The 25086-nt window shown below is 68.7% G+C and carries 31 protein-coding genes; 10 read left to right on the top strand and 21 right to left on the bottom strand.

Annotated elements, in window-relative coordinates:
• Positions 1-3: 3 nt before the first annotated feature.
• Positions 4-1575, top strand: coding sequence for a DUF222 domain-containing protein (locus tag FB475_RS24395; RefSeq protein WP_141858893.1), 1572 nt, complete (start codon positions 4-6; stop codon positions 1573-1575).
• A 35-nt stretch (positions 1576-1610) separates the two neighbouring features.
• Here the strand turns inward: FB475_RS24395 and FB475_RS24390 are convergent, their stop codons facing one another.
• Positions 1611-1928: a hypothetical protein gene (locus tag FB475_RS24390; protein ID WP_141858892.1), complete on the bottom strand. Its 318-nt coding sequence runs from the start codon at positions 1926-1928 to the stop codon at positions 1611-1613.
• Between the two features lie 30 nt (positions 1929-1958).
• The gene (locus tag FB475_RS24385; protein WP_141858891.1) at positions 1959-2555 is read right to left on the bottom strand and encodes a hypothetical protein; all 597 of its coding nucleotides are present in this window, start codon (positions 2553-2555) and stop codon (positions 1959-1961) included.
• 120 nt (positions 2556-2675) lie between these two features.
• Between FB475_RS24385 and FB475_RS36900 the strand changes: the two genes are divergently transcribed.
• On the top strand, positions 2676-2843 hold the full coding sequence (locus FB475_RS36900; protein WP_185759411.1) for a hypothetical protein: 168 nt from the start codon (positions 2676-2678) through the stop codon (positions 2841-2843).
• On the opposite strand, the gene FB475_RS24380 is transcribed toward FB475_RS36900, so the two are convergent.
• Positions 2821-4119, bottom strand: a complete 1299-nt coding sequence (locus FB475_RS24380; protein ID WP_141858890.1) for a PEP/pyruvate-binding domain-containing protein — start codon at positions 4117-4119, stop codon at positions 2821-2823. The two genes, FB475_RS36900 and FB475_RS24380, sit on opposite strands and share 23 nt — an antisense overlap.
• Positions 4120-4191: 72 nt before the next feature.
• Here FB475_RS24380 and FB475_RS24375 point away from each other — a divergent pair, with 72 nt between their 5' ends.
• Together FB475_RS24375 and FB475_RS24370 are read left to right on the top strand one after the other, a co-directional pair.
• Positions 4192-4569: a DNA-binding protein gene (locus FB475_RS24375; protein WP_141858889.1), complete on the top strand. Its 378-nt coding sequence runs from the start codon at positions 4192-4194 to the stop codon at positions 4567-4569.
• The gene (locus FB475_RS24370; RefSeq protein WP_141858888.1) at positions 4569-5135 is read left to right on the top strand and encodes a transcriptional regulator; all 567 of its coding nucleotides are present in this window, start codon (positions 4569-4571) and stop codon (positions 5133-5135) included. The genes FB475_RS24375 and FB475_RS24370 overlap by 1 nt, the downstream gene beginning before the upstream one ends.
• On the opposite strand, the gene FB475_RS24365 is transcribed toward FB475_RS24370, so the two are convergent.
• Genes FB475_RS24365 through FB475_RS24350 form a run of 4 tightly spaced genes read right to left on the bottom strand, consistent with a single transcriptional unit; the run spans position 5122 to position 7907 of the window.
• Positions 5122-5715, bottom strand: a complete 594-nt coding sequence (locus FB475_RS24365) for a hypothetical protein (protein WP_141858887.1) — start codon at positions 5713-5715, stop codon at positions 5122-5124. The two genes, FB475_RS24370 and FB475_RS24365, sit on opposite strands and share 14 nt — an antisense overlap.
• A gap of 2 nt (positions 5716-5717) precedes the next feature.
• Positions 5718-6323, bottom strand: coding sequence for an RdgB/HAM1 family non-canonical purine NTP pyrophosphatase (gene rdgB, locus FB475_RS24360; protein ID WP_141858886.1), 606 nt, complete (start codon positions 6321-6323; stop codon positions 5718-5720).
• Positions 6320-7036, bottom strand: a complete 717-nt coding sequence (gene rph, locus FB475_RS24355; RefSeq protein ID WP_141858885.1) for a ribonuclease PH — start codon at positions 7034-7036, stop codon at positions 6320-6322. The genes rdgB and rph overlap by 4 nt, the downstream gene beginning before the upstream one ends.
• A 10-nt stretch (positions 7037-7046) precedes the next feature.
• Complete coding sequence (locus tag FB475_RS24350; protein ID WP_141858884.1) at positions 7047-7907, bottom strand: SGNH/GDSL hydrolase family protein; 861 nt, start codon at positions 7905-7907, stop codon at positions 7047-7049.
• A gap of 146 nt (positions 7908-8053) precedes the next feature.
• Here FB475_RS24350 and FB475_RS24345 point away from each other — a divergent pair, with 146 nt between their 5' ends.
• Entirely contained in the window at positions 8054-9226 is a 1173-nt protein-coding gene (locus tag FB475_RS24345; protein WP_141858883.1) for a Gfo/Idh/MocA family protein, read from the top strand.
• Between the two features lie 173 nt (positions 9227-9399).
• Positions 9400-10218, top strand: coding sequence for an SAM hydroxide adenosyltransferase (locus FB475_RS24340; protein WP_141858882.1), 819 nt, complete (start codon positions 9400-9402; stop codon positions 10216-10218).
• Here the strand turns inward: FB475_RS24340 and FB475_RS24335 are convergent.
• From FB475_RS24335 to murI, 5 genes are all read right to left on the bottom strand, one after another.
• On the bottom strand, positions 10206-10799 hold the full coding sequence (locus tag FB475_RS24335) for an acyl-CoA-like ligand-binding transcription factor (RefSeq protein WP_141858881.1): 594 nt from the start codon (positions 10797-10799) through the stop codon (positions 10206-10208). The genes FB475_RS24340 and FB475_RS24335 overlap by 13 nt on opposite strands.
• A complete protein-coding gene (locus FB475_RS24330) occupies positions 10796-12292 on the bottom strand; it encodes a DHA2 family efflux MFS transporter permease subunit (RefSeq protein WP_141858880.1) in 1497 nt (498 codons plus the stop codon). The genes FB475_RS24335 and FB475_RS24330 overlap by 4 nt, the downstream gene beginning before the upstream one ends.
• A complete protein-coding gene (locus FB475_RS24325; RefSeq protein ID WP_141858879.1) occupies positions 12241-12804 on the bottom strand; it encodes an alpha/beta fold hydrolase in 564 nt (187 codons plus the stop codon). Before FB475_RS24325 ends, FB475_RS24330 begins: the two co-directional genes overlap by 52 nt.
• Positions 12805-12839: 35 nt before the next feature.
• Positions 12840-13586, bottom strand: coding sequence for an MBL fold metallo-hydrolase (locus FB475_RS24320; RefSeq protein WP_141858878.1), 747 nt, complete (start codon positions 13584-13586; stop codon positions 12840-12842).
• A gap of 84 nt (positions 13587-13670) precedes the next feature.
• Positions 13671-14474 (bottom strand): glutamate racemase, encoded by an 804-nt coding sequence (gene murI, locus FB475_RS24315; RefSeq protein ID WP_141858877.1) that lies wholly within the window; start codon positions 14472-14474, stop codon positions 13671-13673.
• A 168-nt stretch (positions 14475-14642) separates the two neighbouring features.
• Here murI and FB475_RS24310 point away from each other — a divergent pair, with 168 nt between their 5' ends.
• Positions 14643-14963, top strand: a complete 321-nt coding sequence (locus tag FB475_RS24310) for a hypothetical protein (RefSeq protein ID WP_141858876.1) — start codon at positions 14643-14645, stop codon at positions 14961-14963.
• Positions 14964-14969: 6 nt separating this feature from the next.
• Here the strand turns inward: FB475_RS24310 and FB475_RS24305 are convergent, their stop codons facing one another.
• From FB475_RS24305 to clpS, 6 genes are all read right to left on the bottom strand, one after another.
• Complete coding sequence (locus FB475_RS24305) at positions 14970-15917, bottom strand: PLP-dependent cysteine synthase family protein (RefSeq protein ID WP_141858875.1); 948 nt, start codon at positions 15915-15917, stop codon at positions 14970-14972.
• Positions 15917-16210, bottom strand: a complete 294-nt coding sequence (locus tag FB475_RS24300) for a MoaD/ThiS family protein (protein ID WP_141858874.1) — start codon at positions 16208-16210, stop codon at positions 15917-15919. Before FB475_RS24300 ends, FB475_RS24305 begins: the two co-directional genes overlap by 1 nt.
• 1 nt (position 16211) lies before the next feature.
• Positions 16212-16670 (bottom strand): M67 family metallopeptidase, encoded by a 459-nt coding sequence (locus FB475_RS24295; protein WP_141858873.1) that lies wholly within the window; start codon positions 16668-16670, stop codon positions 16212-16214.
• A gap of 71 nt (positions 16671-16741) precedes the next feature.
• Complete coding sequence (locus tag FB475_RS24290) at positions 16742-17719, bottom strand: aldo/keto reductase (protein WP_141858872.1); 978 nt, start codon at positions 17717-17719, stop codon at positions 16742-16744.
• A 16-nt stretch (positions 17720-17735) separates the two neighbouring features.
• Positions 17736-18290, bottom strand: coding sequence for a DUF2017 domain-containing protein (locus tag FB475_RS24285; protein WP_141858871.1), 555 nt, complete (start codon positions 18288-18290; stop codon positions 17736-17738).
• The gene (gene clpS / locus FB475_RS24280; protein WP_141858870.1) at positions 18287-18574 is read right to left on the bottom strand and encodes an ATP-dependent Clp protease adapter ClpS; all 288 of its coding nucleotides are present in this window, start codon (positions 18572-18574) and stop codon (positions 18287-18289) included. The genes FB475_RS24285 and clpS overlap by 4 nt, the downstream gene beginning before the upstream one ends.
• Positions 18575-18668: 94 nt before the next feature.
• On the opposite strand from clpS, the gene FB475_RS24275 reads away from it, so the two are divergent.
• Positions 18669-19958: a nicotinate phosphoribosyltransferase gene (locus FB475_RS24275; RefSeq protein WP_238332463.1), complete on the top strand. Its 1290-nt coding sequence runs from the start codon at positions 18669-18671 to the stop codon at positions 19956-19958.
• Entirely contained in the window at positions 19955-20416 is a 462-nt protein-coding gene (locus tag FB475_RS24270; RefSeq protein ID WP_141858868.1) for a MarR family winged helix-turn-helix transcriptional regulator, read from the top strand. The genes FB475_RS24275 and FB475_RS24270 overlap by 4 nt, the downstream gene beginning before the upstream one ends.
• Before the next feature lie 7 nt (positions 20417-20423).
• On the opposite strand, the gene FB475_RS24265 is transcribed toward FB475_RS24270, so the two are convergent.
• Positions 20424-21650, bottom strand: coding sequence for a D-arabinono-1,4-lactone oxidase (locus FB475_RS24265; protein ID WP_141858867.1), 1227 nt, complete (start codon positions 21648-21650; stop codon positions 20424-20426).
• Between the two features lie 108 nt (positions 21651-21758).
• Here FB475_RS24265 and FB475_RS24260 point away from each other — a divergent pair, with 108 nt between their 5' ends.
• A complete protein-coding gene (locus FB475_RS24260; protein WP_141858866.1) occupies positions 21759-22757 on the top strand; it encodes a YdcF family protein in 999 nt (332 codons plus the stop codon).
• On the opposite strand, the gene FB475_RS24255 is transcribed toward FB475_RS24260, so the two are convergent.
• Together FB475_RS24255 and FB475_RS24250 are read right to left on the bottom strand one after the other, a co-directional pair.
• The gene (locus FB475_RS24255) at positions 22754-23515 is read right to left on the bottom strand and encodes a sulfite exporter TauE/SafE family protein (RefSeq protein ID WP_141858865.1); all 762 of its coding nucleotides are present in this window, start codon (positions 23513-23515) and stop codon (positions 22754-22756) included. The genes FB475_RS24260 and FB475_RS24255 overlap by 4 nt on opposite strands.
• A 14-nt stretch (positions 23516-23529) precedes the next feature.
• Positions 23530-25074: a WD40 repeat domain-containing protein gene (locus FB475_RS24250; protein WP_141858864.1), complete on the bottom strand. Its 1545-nt coding sequence runs from the start codon at positions 25072-25074 to the stop codon at positions 23530-23532.
• Between the last annotated feature and the right edge of the window lie 12 nt (positions 25075-25086).

The raw sequence follows: 25086 nt of genomic DNA, 5'->3' as shown, positions 1-25086 counted from the left end.
CACATGTTCGATTGCGACTTGGATGACCTCGACACCACGGCACTGCTCGCCGTGGCGGCCGAGTACGTCCAGGAGCAAGAACGTGCCGCGGTCGGCGTCCTACGCGCCGCGTTGGCGTTCGCCGACCGGAACGCGGTGGTCGAATCGGACCACGGCGGACCGCTGCCCGGCTACGAACGTCTGCAGGTGTACGGCGGTGAAGGCTGTCCCGGCGTGGCTGAGTTCGCCCCGATCGAGCTCGGTGCCGTGCTCGGTATGTCCAGTGGCGCAGCCTCGTCGCTCATCGGCGAAGCCCTTGCGCTGCGCCACCGCTTGCCGCGCGTGTGGGCCGCGGTCCTCAACGGCTCGGCGTTGTCCTGGAAGGCACGCAGTATCGCCCGTGCCTGCCTGTCACTGTCGCCCGAGGCGGCCGCCATCGTCGACCGCCGCGTCGCCGGCATCGTGAACACCGTGACCCAGGGCGCGTTGAAGAAGATCGTCACCGCCGCGGTGTGGCAGGCCGATCCCGAGAAGGCACAGGCCGACGCTGAGGCTGCGGCCAAGCAGCGCGGTGTGTTCGTCACCCACTCCGACCCGAGTGACGATCACGGCACAAAGCGGATCTGGGTCCGAGCGGCGACCGGCGACGTGATCCGGTTCGATGCCACCATCGACGAACTCGCCCGCGCGTTGAACCTCCTCGGCGACACCGACTCCCTGAATCAGCGCCGTGCCAAGGCGATCGGCTGGATCGCAGACCCCGAAGCCGCTCACAACCTCCTCGAAGTAGCCCGTTACCTCGCCCGACACGAGGCCCGCAGGCAACAGTCCCAACCGGCACACCCCACCGCCGAACCGGTAGGACCAACTCAGGCCGCCGATCCGATGCGACCAATGCCGGACCCGGAGCAAGGTGCCGTGTCTGAGGATGCGGGCGAGGAGCATGACGGCGAGCGGTTCACTCGTCTCGCACTGGCAGCCACACTGCAGGCGAGGCTGGCCGCCATCAAGCAAGATGCCTACAGCAACGGATCCGGCACGGGTTCAGGGCGGCGCGGGCGGCACACGCTGTACGTGCACCTGACCGACAAGACCCTCGCCACGGGCACCGGCGTGCTTCGAGTCGAGGAACTCGGCCCCCTGCTCGCCAGCCAGTTGACCGAGCTCCTCGGCCACGAGCAGGTCGTTGTCAAACCGGTCATCGACCTCCAGGACCAGGTCAGCGTCCACAGCTACGAGATCCCGGATCGGATCCGCGAACGTGTACGGCTCCGGCATCCCGTCGACATGTTCCCGTACAGCGGGGCGGAGGCCACCGCCTCGATGGATCAGGACCACATCACGCCGTACGACCACGCCCAGCCCGGTCCACCAGATCGACCGAGGCAGACCAGCGTCGACAACCTCATACCGCAAGGACGACTCCACCATCGCGCCAAGACCTTCGGCGGATGGCGTAACAGACGCCTGCCCGGCGGAGCGATCGAATGGACCAGCCCCCACGGATTCCGCTTCCACGTCGACCACACCGGCACGCACCCATGCCCACACCGCCGAACCGATGGCGGCAGACCCCAACCACCGGCCGGATCATGAAGTGGCCGCGATGAGTGTCGCTGTGGTCACCGCCGTCAGCTTCGCGGCTGGTCGTACGACGCCGGTGGTACGTCGTACGTCACGGGAAACTGTGGTGTGGTGTTCCGTGCGATGGTGACCAGCGCGGTCAGGGTGTGCTCGAACCAGCCGAACAGCACCCAGATGAACAGGATCCACACCAGGCATCCGACAGCGGATGCGATTCCCACCGCAAGGGTGTAGTCGGTCGTGGGATCCAGGAGTGGAAGCAAGATGGCCATACCGGCCGCAATGATCGCCACTGCGATCAACACCCACTTGATCACCCCGATCGCCAGCGCGACCCGGGCGCCTGCTGCCATCGAACTCGACATTGTTCTCCCCTCACTCGGCTCGAGGTACCGTCAGCTGATCTTTGTCCAGGAGCCGCAGCGGCGGGTTTCGAAGGCTTTGTCGGTCTTCTTGATGGTGATCACCTGGTTGCCGCCGTTGCCGTTCGCGATGATGGCGTCGAAGTCGCCGTTGGTGCTGTTGAGTCGGGCCCAGTAGCAGTCGCCTTCGTTGCCGTTGCGGTAGGTGCCTGGCTTGATATCGGTGCCGACCAGGAACACGCCATCCTCGGTGATCGCCGCCTTCGGACCGGGCGGCGGTGCCGTCACGGTCCTGACCGGCCCGGGCACGGTCTGCGTGACAGTCGGCCCGGCGACGGTGGCTCCGGCCGGTCCGGGGACCGTCTTCGTGACGGTCGGTTGCGGCGCTCCGGCACTGGCGGACGGTGATCCATTGTCGTTGTGGCCTGCCGTACCGATAATCAGTCCGAGCAGGAAGGTGCCGGCAGCAACAACCCACGGCACCCAGCGCCGCGGCTTCCTCGGCGGCGGTTGCGGCTGCGGGTACTGCGGATCGAATGGCGCATTGAACTGCGGACTCGGACCGGGCCCTTGGCCGGGCTGGAACTGCTGACCCGGACCGTTCGTGTACTGCGGATACTGCTGAGACATGGTGATTCCCTCCCCCGGTCCCCGAGCCCCCCTCGGGATCCACGCACGACAGTAACGCTAAGTAGTGCTTGCTGCCTAGACCGAAATCCGCACGCGTTTGAGCGGAGTACGCTCGGAGGTATGGGAAGACAGGCTGGTGCCGGTCTCTTGGTGGCTGCGATGGTGGGGGTCGTGGTCGCTGTCGATCTGTTGTTCTTTCGGCACGAGTTCTGGCCGCGGTTGTTCGTGAACGTGGGGATCGTGCTGGTGTTTCTCGCGGTGTATCTCAGGTTTGTTCGGCGCGCTTGACGTGTACGGCGCCGGTGGTGCCGTTGAGGGTGATGTGGGCGCCGGCGGGGATTCGGGTGGTGGCTTGCGGGACGGCTACTACGGCTGGGATGGATTGTTCGCGGGCGACGATGGCGGCGTGCGAGAGGACGCCGCCGGACTCGGTGATGACGCCGGCTGCGATGGCCAGGAGTGGAGTCCAGGCCGGGTCCGTGTGGGGGCAGACGAGGATGTCGCCTGGGTGGACGTCGAGGAAGTCGGCCGGACCACGGACGATCCGAGCCGGGCCGGTCGCGGTGCCCTGGCTGGCGGAGATGCCGGTGAGCACGGCGGCGCGGGAGCCGGTGGGTGCCTGCGGGGGCTCGGTGAGCGTGCCGGCCGCCCAGGGGCCGGTGGGCGTTTGCGGGGGCTTCGTCAGCGTGGCGGCCGCTGGGACGGTGGGTGGTTGCGGGGGTGCGGGGCAGGTGGGTGGTGCGGTCGGGGTGGAAGAGGTCACGGCGTGCACGTTCGGTGGTTTGGTGGGGGTTGGGGGGTGGGCTGTGATGGGGCGGGATTGTAGGAGCCAGGTTTTGGTGTCGGCGATGGCCCATTCGATGTCTTGGGGGGTGCCGAAGAGGGTGGCTGTTTGGTGGGCCAAGGCGGCGAGGTGGTGGGCGGTTGCGGTGGTGAGGGTTGGGGTGCGGCGTTTGGCGGTGGGGACCGGGGTTGGGCCGGTGACCGTCAGCGACGTGGGCTTGTCGGCGATGGTGCTGGTGACGGTGTCGCCCAGGACCTGGTAGCGGTCGGGGGTTTGGCGGCCTTCTACGACGGTCGGGCCTAGTCCCCAGGAAGACTCGATCAGGGTCGGGGCGCTGGGGCTCGTCGGCGTGAACATCACGCCGGATACGTCCGCGTCGACCTGCAGCTGGACGATCACCGCCATTGAGGGTTCGCCAGGTGCCTTGCGGTACGCGGTCGCGCGCGCGGACCACAGCGAAGCCCGACACGCTCGTACGGCGTCGACGACAGCATCGAGACCCTGCACGCCGAGAAAGCTGTCGTACCGCCCTGCCGCCGAGACTCCTCCGCCGTCCTCGTCCGAAGCCGACGACCGAACAGCAACCACCGGGTCGCCCATCTCCACCAACCACCGCCGGAGTTCATCCACCTCGACCCCACCAGGCCGCGCACCCGAAGCCGCCGAGAACGGGATCACGACACCGTCGGGAACCGGGAGGCCTGCCTGGAGTAGGGCGGCCAAGGCGGAGGCTTTGTGGCCGCAGGTGGCCGAGGTGGCTGCGACCAAAGGGATCAGCATCGAGACAGCTTATCAACGAAACGTTGACAACAGAACGTTGACAACGGTTTGTTGATGGTGGACCGTAGAACGATGCGGCGAAAGCATGATGCGGATCAGGAGCAGGCGGAGCGGGAGCGGGACGCTCGGGAACGGTTGCTGGCGAAGGGCGCGAAGCAGTTGCCACGACGACCGTGGCGGCCGGCGCCGATTCCCTTGTCGGCGGTGGATTTCACGCAGTTCGCGGCCTGGCGAGCCTCCGAGTTGACCGCGGAGGAGCTGCTGGCGGCGTTGGCTTTGTTGCCGGCAGCACGTGCCGAGGTGGACGAGGTCGAGGCGGGGTTGTTGTTCATGGCAAGGAGTTCGGGGCTGACCTGGGCGGAGATGGCGGAGGCGATGGGGTTCAGCTCGCCGCAGGCTTGTCAGCAGCGGTTCAACCGGCTCGCGGCGCGGCAGGACGGGGTGTCGTGATGTTGCTCGTGCTGCACGCGGTGCGGCTGCTCGGGTTCGCCGATACCCCGGCGGTCGCGAAGCGGTTCAGCCTCAACCCGGAGGAGACGAAAGCCGCGCTGAGACAGGCCGAGGCGCGCGGGTGGACGACGTACAGCAGTTTCGCCGGCACGTCCGGCTGGTCACTCACGGACGAAGGCCGCGCGGAGAACGAGCGCCTGCTCAAGTCAGAGGGCGGACAAGAGATCGTGCAGGAGGTGTACGACGAGTTTCTGCCGCTGAATGCCCTTCTGCAGCAGGCCTGCACCGACTGGCAACTGAAACCGACCGCCCACGATCCGCTGGCGGCCAACGATCACGACGATCCCGCCTGGGACGCCGGCGTACTGCATGAGCTCAAAGCACTGGCCAAGGCGCTCGGCCCGATCAACGCCAAGCTGCCGCACCGGTTCAAGGGGTACGACGTGCGGTTCTCGAACGCGCTCGAGCACAAATGGGTGGACCGGAGCGACGTCGACTCCTGCCATCGCGTCTGGTTCGAGCTGCACGAGGACCTGATCGCGACGCTCGGCCTCACTCGCTCCTAGTCGCGTCCAGGTACGCCGCACCCCGCGGCGTGATCCGGTACCCGACCTCAAGACTGTAGGTCAGCCCAAGGTTCTTCAACTTCCGTACGTCGAGCTTGAACGGCGCGGTCTCCCGCCCGACCGACGCGGCCAGCTCCGCAGCGCGGACAGCCGGTGTGGTCTCGATCAGCTGCAGGGTCTGCAAGGTCCAGGGCCCGTGGTTGCTGAGCTGGTCGAACCGGTCCAGGCGTTCCTGCAGGTCGGCGAGCTCGGCCTCGGACAGTGACGTCTGGGTGGCCAGCTCGTCGCGCGGGTCCGGCCCTTCGACCAGATGGAAGCGGATCAGGAACGTCGGCAACGACTCGTCGCCCCGCAGCCGCCGCCGGACGTCCCGGGCGTTCTGCCGGTCGGCCAGCGCCAGGTCGGCGTCGGTGTCGGCGATCAGCTCCGGATTCACCTGCCGGATGCTGTCGATCTCGATCCGCCCCGCGTTCGTCCGGTACACACGGCCCTCGACGACCCGCGGCTCGGCCCACCGCCGATAGGCGACGGTGATCTTCCCGGACGCGACCCCGTCGCGATCTGAACCCGCGAACAACATCTCTAACTCCCCAACGCCTTCGCGACGATCGGGGCCAGCGCGCGCAGCGCCTTGCCCCGGTGGCTGATCGCGTCCTTCTCCTCGACCGACAGCTCGGCCGTCGTCCGGTCGTACCCCTCGGCCTGGAACAGTACGTCGTACCCGAATCCGCCGGTGCCGCGCAGCTCCCGGATCACCGACCCGCGCATCTCCCCGAGGACCAGCTCGTCCGGCCCGTCCGGCCGGACGAACGCTACCGCCGCCACGAACGACGCCCCGCGCCGCTCGTCCGGCACGTCCTCCAACTGACCGAGCAAGAGCAGGTTGTTGGCGTGGTTGTCCTTCGCCGGACCCGACCAGCGCGCCGACAGCACCCCCGGCATCCCGTTCAGCGCGTCGACGCAGATGCCGCTGTCGTCGGCGATCGACGGCAGTCCGGTCGCCTCCAGCGCGGCGTGCGCCTTGAGCAGCGCATTCCCCTCGAAGGTCGGCTCGGTCTCGGCCGGTTCCGGGTACGGCGGTACGTCGCCGAGCCCGAGCACCTCGATCCCGGGCACGATCGGCGTCAGGATCCGCCGCAGCTCCTCGAGCTTCTTCTTGTTGTTCGACGCGAGCAGTACGCGGGTCACGCCAGCGCCTCCTGCTGCAGCTTGGCCAACTCGGCACAGCCCGAGATACCCAACGAAAGCAGGCTGTCCAGCTCGGCGCGGTCGAACGGCGCACCCTCGGCGGTTCCCTGGACCTCGATGAACTTCCCGTCGCCGGTGATCACCAGGTTCATATCGGTCTCGGCCCGGACGTCCTCTTCGTAGCAGAGGTCGAGCATCGGCGTACCGTCGATGATCCCGACCGACACCGCGGACACCGATCCGGTCAGCGGCTCGCTCTTCAGCAGCTTCCGCTCGCGCAGCCAGGACACCGCGTCCACGAGTGCGACGTACGCGCCGGTGATCGCGGCGGTCCGGGTGCCGCCGTCGGCCTGCAGTACGTCGCAGTCGAGCAGGATGGTGTTCTCGCCGAGCGCCTTGTAGTCGATCACGGCCCGCAGCGACCGGCCGATCAGCCGGGAGATCTCGTGGGTACGGCCACCGATCTTGCCCTTCACCGACTCGCGGTCCGACCGGGTGTTGGTGGCCCGCGGGAGCATCGAGTACTCCGCGCTGACCCAGCCGAGGCCGGAGCCCTTGCGCCAGCGCGGCACGCCCTCGGTGACGCTCGCCGCACACAGCACCCGGGTCCGCCCGAACTCGACCAGCACCGAACCCTCGGCGTGGTCGAGCCAGTTCCTGGTCACGGTCACCGGTCGGAGCTGGTCAGCTGTACGTCCATCGATACGGGCCATGCATCAGACCCTATGCCTCCAAGCGCTGGACCTCCGCATTGGACGAGGCCGGAAGGGTGATCGTGGAGGGCCGGCGCAGCGGCGTGAACTGGGTGAGCGCCATGCGGGCCGCCCACGGCACCAGGTCGCCGGCCCGGCGGCCGGCCCAGGGCACGCCCTCACGCACCAGCCAGACCGTGTCCGCCCACCGGCTCGGCGATCGGTACGCGCAGTCCACCTCCGGACGTACGTCGATCGGCACGCCCCGGACCGCCAGTTCGTCGGCGAACGCGCGGGCCAGCCTGCGGTGCCCACGCTCCCCCGGATGCAGCCGGTCGATGCTCCAGAAGTCCCGCCGGTACACCTCGGGGTAGTCGGCCATGTCCAGCCGGATCCCGCCGTACCGCGCGTGCACCTCGTCGAACGCGGCGTTGACCTGCTCGATCCGCTGCCACAGCGGCCGCCGCAGCCAGCGTGGCAAACCGAACACCTTGCCGTGGTCGTGGAATCGGACGGTCAGCAGCACCGCGCCACGTGCCGTCAACTGCTCCGCGCAGAGCTGCAGGTGTTCGCGGATCCGGCCCGCATCGAACGTCGACCGGAGCGTGTCGTTGACGCCGACGATCAACGAGGCGAGGTCGATCGGGCCCTCGCCGGTCAACGGGAGCTGTTCGGTCGCGACGATCGGCACGGTGGCGCCGCTGGTCGCGACGTTGGAGAACGTCACACGGTGGGAGCTGGCCAGGGAGTCGGCGAGCAGCGAGGCCCAGCCCCGCCACCCCTCGCCCGGGCGCGCTCCGGCACCGGACAGGTCGGTCGTACTGCTGCCGTTCAGCGGGTCCCCGACCCCTACGGTGGTCGAGTCCCCCAGTGCCACGTAGTGGAGGCTCACATTCCGCCATGGTGACGGCACGGAGCGATACCCCGATGTGCGGCGGATGACGGGCAACCCAATTCCACCTGGAGGATGGGTGATTGATTGCCAGAATTGCTCGGAGTTACGCTGTTGCAAACAACTATGTGCAGGAGTTGCCTGGTATGACTGATCTCCGGTTTGGCGTCGTGGGCCTCGGCGCCCGCAGCCGTATCGCGCAGTACGCGCACCGTCCCGGCGAGGGCTCCGCGGTCGTGGCCCTGGCCGATCCGTCCGCACCGCAGCGCGACGCGGCCCTCGAGCAGTACCCGGAGGCGACCGCGTACGCCGACCACACCGACCTGCTCGACCAGAAGTTGGACGGCGTCTTCCTGACCACGCCGGACGACCTGCACGAGGACCCGGCGATCGACTTCCTCCAGGCCGGCGTGAACGTCTTCGTCGAGAAACCGCTCGCGATCACCACCGAGGGCTGCGACCGGGTGCTGCAGGCCGCGTACGACTCGGGTGCCCGGCTGTACGTCGGCCACAACATGCGCCACATGCCCGTCGTCCTGACGATGCGCAAGCTGATCCAGGACGGCACGATCGGCGACGTGAAGGCTATCTGGTGCCGGCACTTCGTCGGCCACGGCGGCGACTTCTACTTCAAGGACTGGCACGCCGACCGCCGCCGGACCACCGGTCTGCTGCTGCAGAAGGGTGCCCACGACATCGATGTGATGCACTGGCTGGCCGGCGGCTACACGGTCCGGACCAACGCGATGGGTGCGCTCACGCTGTACGGCGGGATCACCGACCGGCAGGACCGCTCCGGTCAGCGCTTCAAGGATTTCGTGTCGAACGACAACTGGCCGCCGCTGGAGCAGAAGGGCCTGGCGCCGGTGATGGATGTCGAGGACCTGTCGATGGCGAACCTGCTGCTCGACAACGGCGTCTTCCTCACCTACGAGCAGTGCCACTACACGCCGGATTACTGGCGCAACTACACGGTGATCGGCACCCACGGCCGGCTGGAGAACTTCGGTGACGGGCCGGGCGGGGTGGTGAAGGTGTGGAACAGCCGCCGCTCCGGGTACCGCGAGGACGCCGACCTGGTCGTCGAGATCGAGGGCGACACCGAGAACCACGGCGGTGCCGACCCGCACCTGGTGGCCGAGTTCGTGAAGTTCGTCCGCGACGGCGGCGCGACGCTGACGTCCCCGATCGCGGCCCGCGCCGCGGTCGCGGCCGGTTACGCGGCGACCCAGTCGCTGCGCGCGAACGGCGTACCGCAGGACATCCCGGCGCTCGACCCGGCCCTGGTCGCGTACTTCGACAACGGGCAGACACGCTGAGGGTAGTGCTACTCTCTTGGACGTGACCAGGTACGCCGCGATGCGAATGCTGAGCCCTCGATGCGGGAGGACTTCAGCGGCGTAGGCACATGTGCTTGCAGCGAGAGGCCCCCGATGTCGGGGGCCTCTTTCGTTTTCGAGACCGAGACAGCTGCAACCACCTGGAGTGCCACATGATCACGTACATCACCGACTGCCACGACGGTAACGCCCGCGCCAGACTCAGCATCCGGATCGGCGCGCTCTTCGGCCAGTCCCCGACGATCGTCGCGGCCGACGGACCCGATCCGGAATCGTTCGCCGCGCTCACCCTGCTCGATTGCCTGGAGTCGCTGGCGCTGCTCGGCGAGGAAGGCCATCCGACCATCACGCTGGTGAACATCGCGCCGCGCGACGGCGTCTGGCCGAACGGCGTACCGTTCTGCTTCTTCTGGTACGGCAAGCACCTGATAGCCAGCACCTTCAACGCCCGCGTGCTTTCCCTGGTACGGCGTGAGCTCGGCATCCAGAACGTCCACGTGACCGACATCCGCGAGGCGGTCTCCGCCGCCGGGTTCGACCCGGCCGACGTCGAGAAGATCGCCGGTACGCAGTTCCGCAGCCTGTGGTACCTGCCCCTGCTGGCGAAATGGGTCGCCGACGGCCGCAGCGTCCCGTCCACGGAGACCGCCGTACCTCAACCGGTCGACGCAGAGCCGGTGGTCGCGCACGTCGACAACTTCGGCAACTGCAAGCTCGACCGGCGTCTCGACCTGATCCCCGGCCGCTCGCTACCCGTTGCCCAGCGCAACGATGACGGCAGTACGACGATCGTGGACGTGACCTGCTACCCGCACCTGACCGCCGTCCCCCGCAACACCCCTGGCCTGGTGCCGGGCAGCTCCGGCAACAACTTCACCGAACTGGTGATCCGCGGCGGCTCGGCGGCTGCCGCGTTCGGGCTCCGGCCCGGCGACACGGTACTGGAACCCGTCAGCGCTCAAGTGGCGTGAGGCTCCAACGAGAGCTTGGCCAACTCGTCGAAGGCCTGGTCCATCGTCTTCAGGTACTCCGCGAGCGGCGCGTCCAGGGCCAGGAACTGGTACGTCGCCATCACCACGCCGACGACCGCGCCCGCCCAGGCGCGGACCGCGAAGTCGTCGGCGGAGCGGCCGGTGCGCTCGGCGGCGAGCTCGGCGAGCAGATCGATGCCGCTGTACAGCTGGTCGAGCATCCGGGCCCGCAGCTCCGGCACGCTCATCACGAGCCGCTGCCGCTGCGACTCCAGCGCCCATTCGTCCTCGCTCAGCACGTCCAGGCTCTGCCGGATCGCGGCCCGCAGCGCCTCGGTCGGGTGCAGGCCGGCCGGTTGACCGCGGAAGAGCTCGATCATCAACGGATCCAGGCGGTCGAAGACGATCGTGTCCTCCTTGGTCGGGAAGTACCGGAAGAAGGTGGCCGGCGAGACCTCGGCGGCGGCGGCGATCTCCTGGACCGTCGTCTCGGCGTACCCCTGGTCCCGGAACAGGCGCAGCGCGTGCTCCTGGATCGCCGCCCGGGTCTTCGCCTTCTTCCGTTCGCGCAAACCGCTCATAGGTCGATTGTGACTGCTTCCCGCGGGACCGCGTCGGTACGGCGTGGCAGGAATGCCAGCGCGAGCACGATCGACACGACCGCGAGCCCGCTGCACGCCCAGAGCGTGACGTCCATCCCGTCGACGAACGCGGCGCGAGCGGACCGGGCCAGCCCCGGCGAACCGAGTGCGATCGCGGCGGAGGCACTGTCCCGCGCGACGTGCGCAGCCGCCGGCGGGAGTCCGGTCACGTCGAGGTGACTGCGGTAGGCCGCATTCAGCACCGTACCGAGGATCGCGACACCGAGCGTGCCGCCGACCTGCCGGCAGGCCTGGATCAGCGCGGACCCCGAACCGCTCCGGTCCAGCGGTAGCGCCGCGAGCGCGAGCCCGTTCATCGGCGGCAACGTGAACCCGATGCTGACTCCGACCAAGCTGACCCAGATCGCGGTGAATCCGTACCCGTCGTCGACCTTCGTGAACGCGCCGAGTACTAGCCCGGCGAGCATCAGCCCGAATCCGATCACGACCGACACGCGCGTACCGGCCTTCTCGACCAGCCGCTCCGCGATCTTCGCGCCGAGCAGCATGCCGCCGATGATCGGCAGCAACCGCAGCCCGGCCTGGAACGCGTCCGCGCCCTGCACGGCCTGGAACAGTTGCGGCAGGACGAACAGCAATCCCACCAGCGCGAACGACGCCAGCGTCGCGAGCACCGTGCCCCAGGTGAACCCCGCCGACCGGAACAAGGACAGCTCGATCAACGGGTCCGCCGTACGCCGGGCCCACGCCCAGAACGCGACCAGGAACAGCAGACCGCCCGCGATCCCGCCAAGCGTCCATGCCGAGCCCCATCCGTGCTCCCCCGCCGCAATGAACCCGTACGTCAACGCGACCAGCCCGGCCGCGGTCAGCAGGATCCCCGGTCCGTCGATCCGCCGCGACCGGTGGCCGGCCGTCCTCGGGATCAGCAGCGCGACGGCGACGAGTCCGATCGCGACCAGTGGCAGGTTGATCAGGAAGACCGAACCCCAGCGGTAGTGATCGAGCAACCAGCCGCCGAGCACCGGGCCGAGCGGGATGCCGATCGAGTTCGCCATCAGCCAGATCGTCATCGCCCGCTGCCGTTCCTCGGGCGCGAACAGGATGTTCAGCAGCGACATCGACAGCGGGATCAGGAACGCCGATCCGATCCCCAGCGCGGCGCGGGCCGCGATCAACTGCCCCGGCGTCTGCGCGAACGCACACGCAGCCGATGCCAGCCCGAAGACCACCAGTGCGCCGAGCATCAGCCGCTTCGGCCCGAACCGGTCCCCGAGCAGCCCGGCCGGCAACAGCAGCGAGGCGAGCACCAGCGTGTACGCGTTCGCGAACCACTGCAGCTGACTCGTCGACGCCTTCAGATCGGTCGCCAGCGTCGGCAACGCGACGTTCAGCACCGTCAGATCCAGCCCGATCACGATCAGGCTGACCGACATCGCCCCCAGAGCCCACCACCGCCGTGGATCCAGCATGACAAACGCCTTTCTGAGATCAACTCAAATTTGAGAGTAGATCTCAGAATCAGGATTTGTCTACTGCGGATCGTCGCCGCGCTCGCCTTCAACTCCTCGTCGCTCGCACGCCCGACGGCCCCCAGCGCACGGTTGGCCGCGAAGTTGATCGGCAGGTCGACGGAAGCGCTCGCGTACGCCCACTCCATCGCACGCTCGCGGTCCGCATGGTCGGTGAACCACGACAGCGCACGGAACTCGATCTCCTCGGCCCGCGTCCGTGGCCGGCCCGTCAGGTCCTCCAGGCGGGCGTCCTGGTGGGGCGTGATCCGGCGCGCCCGTTCCTCGTGGTACGCCGTCCGCCAGTCGCCGACACCGACGCCATCGAGGTACACGACGCCGGCGACGTGATCGCCGTACGACGCGGCGTACGTCATCGCCAGCGAGGCGCCGAACGAGTGCCCGAGGACGACGATCCGCTCATGACCGAAGTGCGCGCGCAGCTCGTCGATGTCCTGCGCGGACCGTTCCATGGACTGCAACTCCGACGGGCCGGAGCGGCACGCCGTCAGATGTCGTAAACGGCATGGGGGGTGGCGATTTCGACGGGACCGGGGAAAGTGCGGCGGGCGTTTTCGGCCTGGGTGACGCGGTCGTACCAGGGTGGGACGTGGGTGATGACGAGCCGTTTCACGCCGGCCTTCTTCGCGTGTTCGCCGGCGTCGGAGGGGGTCAGGTGCAGGTCGACCGGATTGTGCGGGTCGTTGTCCGGGAGCGCGGCCTCGGACAGCAGTACGTCGGCGCCGCGGGCGAGCTGGATCAGCGCGTCGTTCGGGCCGGTGTCGCCGGTGTAGACGAGCGAGGTGTTTCCGTGCTCAACGCGGATCGCGTACGCCGGTACCGGGTGGATCATCGCCGCGGTGCGGATCGTGAACGGCCCGATCTGCTGAACGTCCTGCCAGGTATGGAATTCCAGCTCCTCCTCCATCCCGGGATCCAGCGGCAGGTCGTACGCGAGCGCCATCCGCTCGGCCGTCCCGGGCGGACCGAAGACGGGGATCCGCGGGATCGGCGCGCCGGGCGCGTACCGCGCCGCGACGTACAGCCCGCACAGATCCATGCAGTGGTCCGGATGCAGATGGGACAGGCCGATCGCGCCGATCTCCGGCACCGCGAGATGCCGTTGGAGCGAACCGAGCGCACCACTGCCGAGGTCCAGCACCAGGTTGAACCCGTCGGCCGTGACCAGATAGCTCGAGGCGGCCGAGTCCGGCCCGGGAACCGACCCGGAGCAACCGATCACGGTGAGCTTCATACTTCGAACATTACCGGCGAGTCCAGCACCGCGCAGGACGACCGGTGCCCTGGACAACGGTCCGGTGCGACCTGCGTCACAGGTTCAGCGGACCCAGGCGAACTGGTCCACATTCGCCAGGGCCGGGCCCAGGAAGCGGGAGCCGATCGCGGCGAACTCGGCCGGGTTGCCGGTGGTGACGAAGCGGTGCTCCGGCGCCGGCAGGTTGTCGGGGCGCAACAGGTCGGCCTTGGTGAGCACGGAGTACACGTCCTTGGCGCACTCCTCCGCGCTGCTGACCAGCGTGACGTTGTCGCCCATCACGTACGAGATCACGCCGGTGAGCAACGGGTAGTGCGTGCAGCCGAGGATCAACGTGTCGACGCCCGCCTCGACCAGCGGGTCCAGGTATTCGTGCGCGGCCTCGAGCAGCTCCGGACCGGACGTCACGCCCGACTCGACGAAGTCGACGAACTTCGGGCACGCGCGGGTGAACAGCTCGACCTGCGGCGCGGCCGCGAAACCGTCCTCATAGGCAAGCGATTGCGCGGTCGCCCGCGTGCAGATCACGCCGACGCGCTGGTTCCGGGTCGCTGCGACGGCCCGCCGGGCGGCCGGCAGGATCACCTCGACGACAGGTACGTCGTACCGCTCGCGGGCGTCCCGCAGCATCGCGGCACTCGCCGAGTTGCAGGCGATCACGAGCATCTTCACGCCGGCCTCGACGAGATGGTCCAGGGACTCCAGCGCGTACTCGCGGACCTCGGCGATCGGCTTCGGACCGTACGGCTGGCGGGCGGTGTCGCCGAGATACAGGATCGGTTCGTGCGGCAACTGGTCGAGCACCGCGCGGGCGACCGTGAGTCCGCCGAAGCCTGAGTCGAAGATCCCCACCGGTGCGTCAGCCACGGGAAGAGCTTATACGGGTCCGCCTGCGGGCAGATCCGAAGTGGAGGCTTACCTGAGCGACGGCAACGACACGCCGGGGTTGTCCACATCTTTACGTTATGGAATTGCGTTTTCGCGTGATGCAGGCCACTCTGGAGCGATGTTTGCTGGACCGCCCCTCGTGATGCCATGGAGCTGACGCATCACCTCGCGGTGGCGCTCGTCGCCACCCCCGCACCAACTCCGCAACCGGAGCCGAACAACAGCACAGCCGCGAGCATCGCGTCGTCCATCGGGCCGACCGGTCTGCTGCTGTTGCTGCTGATGGCGATCGTCGCACTGTACGTCGTCTCGCTGTCGCTGCACCCGAATGCCAAGTGCAACAGGTGCAAAGGTGCCGGCCGGCACCACGGCAGCCTCTTCAGCTACGCCCAGCGCCCCTGCAACAGCTGCAAGGGACGCGGCGTCCACCCCCGACTCGGCCGCCGGGTCCTGTTCAAGGAACCGTAAGTTGCCTTAAGCCCACAATTGACCTTCGAGACGGTCTTCCGCCTCGTCGATCGTGCCTTCGTAGGCGCCGGTGGACAGGTATTTCCAGCCACCGTCCGCGACCACGAACGCGATGTCGGCCGGCTCGCCTTCGCGGACACATTTGGCCGCCTGGCCGAGTGCCGCGTGCAGGATCGCGCCGGTGGAGATGCCGGCGAAGATGCCCTCGTTGTCGAGCAGTTCGCGCACCCGGCGGACCGCGTCGCGCGGCCCGACCGAGAAGCGCGCGTCGATCAACGTCGCGTCGTACAGCTCGGGGACGAAGCCCTCGTCGAGGTTGCGCAGGCCGTAGACGAGTTCGCCGTACCGCGGTTCGGCGGCGACAATGCGAACGTCCGGCTTGTGCTCGCGGAAGAACCGCCCGGCGCCCATCAGCGTGCCGGTGGTGCCGAGCCCGGCAACGAAGTGCGTCACCGAGGGGAGGTCCTCGAGGATCTCGCGCGCGGTGCCGTCGTAGTGGGCGCGCGCGTTCGACGGGTTGCCGTACTGGTAGAGCATCACCCAGTCCGGGTGGTCCTCCGCGACCTGCTTGGCGACCCGGACCGCTTCGTTGGACCCACCCGCGGCCGGCGACGAGATGATCTCGACGCCCCACATCCGCAGGATCTGCCGGCGCTCCTCGGAGGTGTTCTCCGGCATCACGCAGACCATCCGGTAGCCGCGGAGCTTGGCCGCCATCGCCAGCGAGATGCCGGTGTTGCCCGACGTCGGCTCGAGGATCGTGTTGCCGGGCCGCAGCCGGCCGTCCTTCTCGGCGTCGAGGAGCATCCGCAACGCCGCCCGGTCCTTGATCGAACCGGTCGGGTTGTGGTCCTCGAGCTTCGCCCAGAGCCGGACGTCGGCCGACGGCGACAGCTTGGGCAGCCCGACCAGCGGCGTACCGCCGACCGAGTCGAGCAGGCTGTCGAAACGCATCAGACGACGCTTACCGAGCCACCCGCGACCGCGGGCAGTACGACGACGACGTCGCCGTCCTTGACCTCGGTCTTCAGGCCGCCGGTGAACCGGACGTCCTCGTCGTTCACGTAGACGTTGACGAACCGGCGCAGTTCTTCGGGGTCGCCCTCGACGATCCGCTCCTTCAGGCCCGGGTGGTTGCCGTTCACGTCGTCGATGAACGCGGCCAGGTCCGCACCGTCGCCGGTGACCGCCTTCGCGCCGCCGGTGTAGGTGCGCAGGATCGTCGGCACGCGCAGCTCGATCGCCATCTCAGTCTTCTCCTTCGAGTGTTTCTGTATAGGAACCCACCACGCGTACTTCTTCTTCCGTGACCTCGCCGCCGACGATCCGGTACGAGCGGAACTCGACCGGCCCGTCGTACGCCGGGTCGTGCGCGCCGTCGCGCGTCGACACCAGCACGTAGTGCGCGCCCGGCTCCTGGGCGAGGTTGATGTCGGTCCGCGACGGGTACGCCTCGGTGGCGGTGTGCGAGTGGTAGATCACCACCGGCTCCTCGTCGCGCTCGTCCATCTCCTTGTAGAGCCGGAGCAGGTCACCCGAGTCGAACTCGTAGAACGTCGGCGACATGGCAGCGTTCAGCATCGGGACGAACCGGGTCGCCCGGTCGCTACCCTCAGGGCCCGCCACGACCCCGCACGCCTCGTCCGGATGGTCCTTCCGGGCATGCGCCACGATCGCGTCGTACGTCGCCTTCTCAATCACCAGCACGCCTCCACGGTACGGGCGCGGGGCGCGCCGCCCCGCCAACCACGGAGTCGGTCCACAATGCGGACAGTGCGTTACCAGCGGTCGTGGATCTCCGGCCTGATCAGCTCGTCGTACGTCTGTCGGACAGCGTCCAGGCGGTCAGGCGTCAACGGATCGAGGTCGGCGGCGGACACGTTGCCGGCCACCTGCTGGGGATTGCGGGCGCCCGGGATCACGACCGAGACGCCGGGCTGGTCGAGGATCCAGCGGAGGGCGAACTGGGCCATCGTGGTGCCGGCCGGGAGCCAGGGCATCAGGCGGCGGACGGCTTCCAGGCCGGTCTCGAACGGTACGCCGGAGAACGTCTCGCCGACGTCGAAAGCCTCGCCGTGACGGTTGTACGTTCGGTGGTCGTCGGGGCCGAACGTGGTGTGTTCGTCGTACTTGCCCGACAGCAGGCCGCTGGCCAGCGGGACGCGGGCGATGATGCCCACGCCGGCTTCCCGCGCGGCGGGCAGGACCTCGTCGAGAGGCTTCAGACGGAAGGCGTTCAGGATGATCTGGACCGTCGCCACGTTCGGGCGGGCGATCGCGGTCAGCGCCTCGGCGCAGGTCTCGACGCTGACGCCGTACGCCGCGATCCGGCCCTCGTCGACCATCGCGTCGAGCGCGTCGAAGACCGCGTCGTTGGAGTAGACCGGCGTCGGCGGGCAGTGCAGCTGCACCAGGTCGATCGTGTCCACGCCGAGGTTCTGCCGGGAGCGGTCGTTCCAGGCGCGGAAGTTCTCTGCCGTGTAGTTCTCCGGCACCTGATCCACTCGGCGACCCATCTTGGTCGCCACGGTCAGCCCGTCGTACGACTTGAGTACCTGGCCGACGAGCCGTTCCGACCGCCCGTCGCCGTACACGTCCGCGGTGTCGATGAACGTCACGCCGCCCTCGATCGCAGCCCGCAGTACGGCGAGCGCGTCGCTCTCGTCCACCGAACCCCAGTCCGCCCCGAGCTGCCATGCCCCGAGCCCGACCACACCAACATCCCGCCCGGTCCGCCCGAGCCGCCGCATCTCCATGCGGCCAACCCTACGGTCAGCGCATGTTGTGCAGGAGGGCGGACTGCAGGTACCCGAGCCAGTCGTACAGGTCGTAGGTCAGCCGCCGCGGGTCGTCCTCGTCGAGCTTCTCCCAGATGGCGTAGTCGTCCTCGTCCTTGATGTCGAGGCGCGTCCCGATCGCCAGCCGCAGGTCGTTCAGCGCGCGCAACCAGGACAGCTGCTCGTCCGGTTCCAGCGCGATCTCGTCGGCGCCGGACTCCTCCAGCGCGGACAGCACCCGCTTGGCGTCGGAGACCTTCCCCTCGCGCAGCCCCCGCTCGGTGAACCGGCGGAACTCCGCCGAGGCCATGTCGTCCTGCTTGTACGCGTCCGGCAGCAAGCGCTGCAGTACGACGTCCTCGGGCGGCGAGGTCGGCCCGTCGGTGTCGCTGAGCAGCGCCTCGAGCGGGTCCGCGGACGCGGTGGTGCGCGGCGGCAGTCCGTCGTACAGCAGCTCGACCAGGTTCCGGAGCAGGTTCGCCAGGATGTCGGCCTCGTGCTCGGCGAAACTGACCACGACGGTCTTACGGCGCTTGCGGAACCGCGTCACGACTTCTCGCAGGTGGCCCACAGGCCGTAGGAGTGCATCGCTTCCACGTCGCGTTCCATCGCTTCCCGGTTGCCGTTCGACACCGCCGACTTGCCCTCGGAGTGCACCTGCATCATCAGCTTCTCCGCCTTCTGCTTGGAGTAGCCGAAGTACGTCTGGAAGACGAAGGTGACGTAGTCCATCAGGTTGACCGGGTCGTTCCAGACGATCGTCACCCAGGGTGGGCTCAGCTCGATCGCCTCGTCGACCTCGGGGCTCTCCAGCTCGCTCGGTGCGGTGCTCACCTGTCCATTCTCTCCATCATCGGTTCCCGTCTCGCAATAGGCTGCACCTGTGACCCACTCGACGGCCCTGTTGACCGACCATTACGAGCTGACCATGCTGCAGGCCGCCCTGGCCGACGGCACGGCGGAGCGCCGCTCGGTGTTCGAGCTGTTCGCCCGCCGGCTGCCCGACGGCCGGCGCTACGGCGTGGTCGCCGGTGTCAACCGGCTGCTGGACGCGCTCGAGCAGTTCCGGTTCGACGAGCAGACGATCGCCTTCCTGGCCGATCGTGGCATCGTCGACCAGGCTACCCGGGACTGGCTGGCCGACTACCGGTTCACCGGTGACATCTCCGGTTACGCCGACGGCGAGATCTTCTTCCCGGGCTCGCCGGTGCTCGTGGTGGAGTCGTCGTTCGCCGAGGCGGTGCTGCTGGAAACCGTTTTCTTGTCGATCCTGAACCACGATTCCGCGGTCGCGTCGGCGGCGTCCCGGATGACCTGGTGGGCCGGTGGGCGGCCCTGTATCGAGATGGGTTCCCGGCGGACCCACGAGGAGGCCGCGGTCGCCTCGGCGCTGGCGGCGTACATCGCCGGCTTCGGCGCCACCTCGAACCTGGAGGCGGCCCGCCGCTACGGCATCCCCAGCACCGGTACGGCGGCGCACTCGTTCACGCTGCTGCACGACCGCGAGCAGGACGCGTTTCGCTCCCAGGTCGACGCGCTCGGGAAGGGTACGACGCTGCTCGTCGACACCTACGACGTCGCGGAGGCGGTCCGCGCCGCGATCGAGCTGACCGGCCCGGAACTGGGCGCGGTCCGACTCGACTCCGGCGACCTGCCGTCGCTGGCCGGGCAGGTCCGCGAGCAGCTCGACACGCTGGGCGCGAGCAAGACCCGGATCATCGTCACCAGCGACCTGGACGAGTTCCAGATCGCCGCGCTCGCTCCCGCGCCCGTCGACGGCTACGGCGTCGGTACGTCGCTGGTCACCGGCTCCGGCTACCCGACCTGCGGGTTCGTGTACAAGCTGGTCGCCCGCGAGGACGCGAGCGGCGCACTGGTACCGGTGGCGAAGAAGAGCCCGGACAAGATCTCGATCGGCGGGCGAAAGTGGGCGCTGCGCCGCAGGACCCCGGACGGAGTCGCGGAACTCGAACTGATCGGCGTCGGCGATCAGCCGGTCGACGACGGTGACGACCGGGTGCTGCTGAAGCCGCTGGTCGAGGGCGGCAAGATCATCGGCCGGACGACGCCCGCCGAGTCGCAGGCCCATCACCAAAAGGTTCGCGACGAGCTCCCTCGCTACGCCAGCCAGCTGAGCCGCGGCGAACCCGCGATCCCGACCGAGTACGTCGGTGACTACGACGCGCGCAACCCGTTCCTCCCGCGGAGTCATACGTGAGCGAGGACTGGTCGCCCGATGCGCCGGCTGACGAGGCCGACGTACTGATCGCGCTGCGGTTCGCCGAACGGGCGTCGCGGAAGGCGGTGGCCGAGGAGCTGGCCGGTACCGAGCTGCACACCGGCCAGGAGCTCGTGCTCGCGAAGCTGCTGCACCACGGATCGTTGCCGGTGGCAAGGCTCGCGAAGGTGCTCGACGTCGAGGTGCCGACGGCGACCAAGACCACCCAGCGGATGGAGGCGGCGGGCTTGGTCCGGCGGGTGAAGAGCGCGACCGACGCGCGGCAGGTCGGCATCGAGCTGACCGACCGCGGCGTCGAACTCGCCCACACCGTCCAGGAGGTCTACGACCGGGCCGGCCGCCGCGCGCTCGCGAACCTGTCCCCCGAGGACCGCCGGATCGTCCGCAACCTGCTCTGGAAGATCACCTCGACCCTCGAGGACGTGCATCAGCTCTAACTCAGCTCTAGCGCGGCAGGAACGTGTCCAGGTACTCGTTGCGGAACTTGCCGGCCGGGTCGTACTTCGCCGCGAGCGCGATGAAGTCCTTCACCTTCGGGTAGCGCTCCGCGAGCGTGGCCGCGTCGGCCGCGAACACCTTGCCCCAGTGCGGGCGGGCGTCCAGCGGGGCGAGCGCCTCCTCCAGCTCGGCGACGACCGGCCGGACGGCTGCCTCGTCCTGGATCCAGGTGAAGTGCAGGGCGACCGTGTCGCGGCCCTGGCTCGGGCTCAGCCACAGGTCGTCGGCGGCGATCGTCCGGACCTCGGACACCTGGATCACCGGCGCGAACCGCTTGCCGAGCGTCCGCAGTACGTCGACCGCCTCGGCCGCCCGCTCCCGCGGTACGAAGAACTCCGACTGCAGCTCGTCGCCGTTGCTCGGCGTGAACTCGAGCCGGAAGTGCGGGAGCCGCTCGTTCCACGGGCCGGGCACGCCGCCCTGCTGGGTCGCGTAGTCGGCCGGCATCACCTTGATCGGGTGCCGCGCACCGTCCGCGAGCCGCGCGCCGAGCCACTCCTGGTCGGGCTCGGTCAGCTCGCGGCGTTTGCGCCACACCATCACGTCCGGGTCCACCCAGTCGGTGAACGCGCTCACGCTGTACGCGCTGCCCATCACGTCCGCGAAGTCCGACTGCAGCCGGCCCACCGGCAACGCGTCGTACACGACCTGGCTGATTTGGTACGACGGCTGGACGTCGAGCGTGAGGCTGACCGTCACCCCGAGCGCGCCGAGCGAGACGACCGACCCCGCGAAGTCGGCGTCGTCGCGGGCCAGCGTGACCAGCTCGCCGTCGGCGTTCACGAACGTGATCGCGCTGACCGCGTCCGCGAGCGGGCCGTTCGTGTCGCCAGAACCGTGCGTACCGGTCGCGCAGGCCCCGGCGACCGAGATGTGCGGCAGCGACCCGAGGTTGTGCAGCGCGAGGCCGTGCGCCTGCAGCGCGGCGGTGACCTCGCCGTACCTTGTCCCGGCCGACACGGTCACGCCGCCCTGCCCGACCTCGATCAGCTGCGGCAGGTCCTGCACGCTGGCCAGCGTCCCGGTCGTATCGGCGATGCGGTTGAAGGAATGCCCGGTGCCGAGCACGCGCAGCTTCTCGGATCGCGCCACGAGTTCCTGCAGTTCCCCGACCGTGCGTGGCCGCTGCAGCTCACTCGCGAACTCGACGTTTCCGGCCCAGTTCGTCGTCATTCCCGCAGCCTCGCACACCGGCGCCGAATCGGCCTCAGGCCGTCCATCCACCGGCCACCACCCGAGCCTCCACCGGCTGGGCGACGGAGCATGGTTTGATGGCGCCCGATGGTCATCTCGTTCGGTATCGCCGCCTTCTGGTTCCTGATCTTCGGCGTCAGCTTCCTGCGCGACCGGCGGATGTTCAAGAACGGGATCTTCCTGGTCCTGGCGCTGATGTTCGCGGGGCTCGGCGTGATCTTCACGGTCGAGACCGTGAGCAGACCGGTCGCGGTCGCGCTGGTGTGGGTGATCGTGATCGCGATCCCGGTGGCGATCGGCGTCCTCGCGGTGTTCCTGGTGATCAACGGCGTCACGATGCTGCGCCGCGAACGCCGGCGGCTTTCAAACCTGCTCTCGCTGCTGGTCGGGCTCGGGATCATCGGGTTCGTGATCTTCAGCGTGCTCGTGCAGCAGATCGGATGGGAGCCGCTGGCCGCGGTCCGGTCGGTGCTGCTCGGCGTACTCACCTACATGTCATTCCTGTTCCTGTGCTTTCTGGTGTACGCGTTCGTCTACAGCCGGGTCCGGTCGTCGCGGAAGGTCGACTTCGTCGTCGTCCTCGGGGCGGGGCTGATCGGATCGCGCGTGCCGCCGCTGCTGGCGAGCCGGCTCGACCGGGCGAAGCAGGTGTACGAGCGAGCTGTTCGCCGCGGACGCTCACCGCGGATCGTGACGTCGGGCGGCCAGGGGCCTGGAGAGGACGTACCGGAGTCGCAGGCGATGGCGGCGTACCTCGTCGAGCGCGGCGTACCGAACGACCGGATCATCCGCGAGGACAAGTCCACGACCACCTGGGAGAACCTGACCTTCAGCCGCGACCTGATGGTCGAGTTGCTTCCGTCGTACCGGTGCTTGATCGTCACGAACAACTTCCACGCGTTCCGCGCCGCCCTGACCGCCCGCAAGGCCCGGGTCAACGGCCAGGTGGTCGGCTCGCCCACCGCCGCGTACTACTGGCCGACAGCAACGATCCGTGAGTTCGTCGCGGTGCTGGCGAGCCATCCGTACCTCAACGGGATCATCTGCCTGGTGATCGCCATCGGCGCTGTCGCGCAGCACATCTAGAGCATCAGCACCGCTGCTGTGATGCCTGCCAGGACGATGAGGATGCGCAGGAACGTCGCGGGGAGGCGGCGGCCGATATGGGCGCCGGCGTAGCCGCCGACGATCGAGCCGGCGGCGAGTAGGGCGGCCGCTCGGAGGTTGAGGTCGGCGATGAACAGGAAGATGACGCCGGCGACCAGGTTGGCGGCCAGCAGTGCCAGGGTCTTCAGCCCGTTGACCACCCGCAGCTCGAGGTCCAGGCCGAGACCGAGAACAGCCATCATCATCACGCCGGCACCGGCACCGAAGTACCCGCCGTACACGCCGGTCAACGTCGTCCCGAGAATTGTTGCCGGGGACATCGATCGGCGGAGGTCGTGCGGGTGATCGGTGCGGGCGCGCAGCCAGCGGGAGATCCACGGCTGAACGCCGACGACCAGGCAGGTGAAGAGGATCAACCAGGGCGCCGCCGCCGCGAAAACCTTCGACGGGAGCGCCAGCAGCAGGGCGGCGCCACCGATCGCTCCGATGGCGCAGACCAGTACGACGACGATGACCTGCCGCTGCGGCACCTCGCGGATCTCGCGCCGGTAACCGAACACGCCGCTCAGAGCGCCGGGCAGCAGACCGAGCGTGTTCGACGCGTTCGCGACCACCGGCGGGATCCCCAACGCGATCAGCACCGGGAAACTCAGCAACGACGCGACGCCGACCGTCGACGTCAGAATCCCCGCCCCGAGCCCCGCACCCACAACCGCCAGCTGCTCGGGACCCGTCACCCGACGATTATCTGTCAGCGGACCTTGACGGTGGCTGGCGGGCCCTTGGAGACGTTGCGGCCGTCGCTGACCTCGACGTGGTACGAGAGCTTTTGGCCACTGGTCAGGCCGGCGTCGGTGACCGAGGTGACGGTCGGTTTCGTCCACGAGTTCGACGTACGGGACCAGGTGCCGATCCGGGTGTTGCCGCGGTAGACGAAGTATGTGAGCGTCATGTTGTCGCGGTCTAGCACGGGACTGAAGGCGATCGTCACCTTGTTCGGCCGTGCGCTCGCCACCTTCGGCGCCGCGGGCCGGGCCGGTGCGGCGCCGCCCGGTGCGTTGGTGAATCGGGTCAGCCCTTCCTGCGGTACGCCGTTCACCTGGGTGAAGTCGCCGCCGGCCCACAGGTCGTTGCCCCCGGACGCGAACGCCAGCGGGCCGACCAGTGTCGTACCGCCGGCGTCGGTGTTCGGGTTCCACGGGCCGAGTTTGCCGGTGAGCGTGCTGTAGACGAGCAGGTGGTGCATACCGGTCTTGTCGTGGAACTCGCCGTCGGCGCTGCAGTCGTGGGCGTGCGAGCCCTTGTACAGCCAGTTGCCGATCGCCTTGATCGCCTCGGTCGCGCCCAGGCAGTGGCTCTGCCAGATCAGCTTCCCGGTCCGGGCGTCGGCGGCGAGCACACCGTCGTAGCAGCCGACACCGGAGCCGGCGTTGGACGCGAACACCTTGTTCCCTTGGACTTCCAGGTCCTTCACGCGGCTGTCGCAGGCCCGCGTCTGCTCCGGGATCGCGGCGGCGGCCGGCATGTCGAACGCGGACCCGTCGGAGGTGTTCAGCATCGCGAGCGCGTGCGAGTAGCGACCACCGATCTCGTTGAACCCGCCGCCGACGAAGACCCGGGCCCCGTCGGTGGACAGCTCGATCGCGTGCACGTCGTCGTCCGCGTCCGGGTCCCACGGCAGCAGCGCGCCGGTACTCAGGCTGACCGCCGCGACGTTGCCGCGGGCAACCTTGTCGACCGCGCCGAACGAACCGCCGAGGTAGACCGTGCTGTCGGTCAGCTTGAGCGCGGCGACCCGGTAGTTGACCACCGGGTCCCAGCCGGCCACGAGCTTGCCGGTGGCAACGTTGAACATCGCGATCCGCGACCGCGGCACTCCGTCGACGACGGTGAAGTCCCCGCCGATCACTACCCACCGGCCGTTGGGCGATGTCGCGACGGCCCACACCGGGCCGTTCACACTCGGCGCGAACCGGGTCGGTGCACCGGTGGTCCGGTTGAAGACCGCGAAGTACTTCCGGGCCGCATCACCCACGCCGCGGGCCTTGCCCGGCGGGCGGATCCGGGTGAACAGACCGCCGGCGAACACGAGGTCCCCGGCGACGGCGAGCGCGTTGACACTCGCGTTCGTCTGCCAGCTCGGCGACTGCACCGACGACAACGCCGACCCGAACCCCCGCGGCGCGCTCCGCGCCGCTGCCGCCCCGGTCGCCGCCTGCACACTCGGCCCGGCCGGCACCAGCGCCGCAGCAACCACGGCACCAGCAGCGACAACCGCCAGAACAGCCTTCTTCATGTGCGAACCCCC

Origin of the sequence: Kribbella jejuensis (genome assembly GCF_006715085.1) — a bacterium.
In the GTDB taxonomy this organism is placed as follows: domain Bacteria; phylum Actinomycetota; class Actinomycetes; order Propionibacteriales; family Kribbellaceae; genus Kribbella; species Kribbella jejuensis.
Note: the sequence above shows the minus strand (reverse complement) of the source record. Positions and strands in the feature narration are given on the sequence as shown.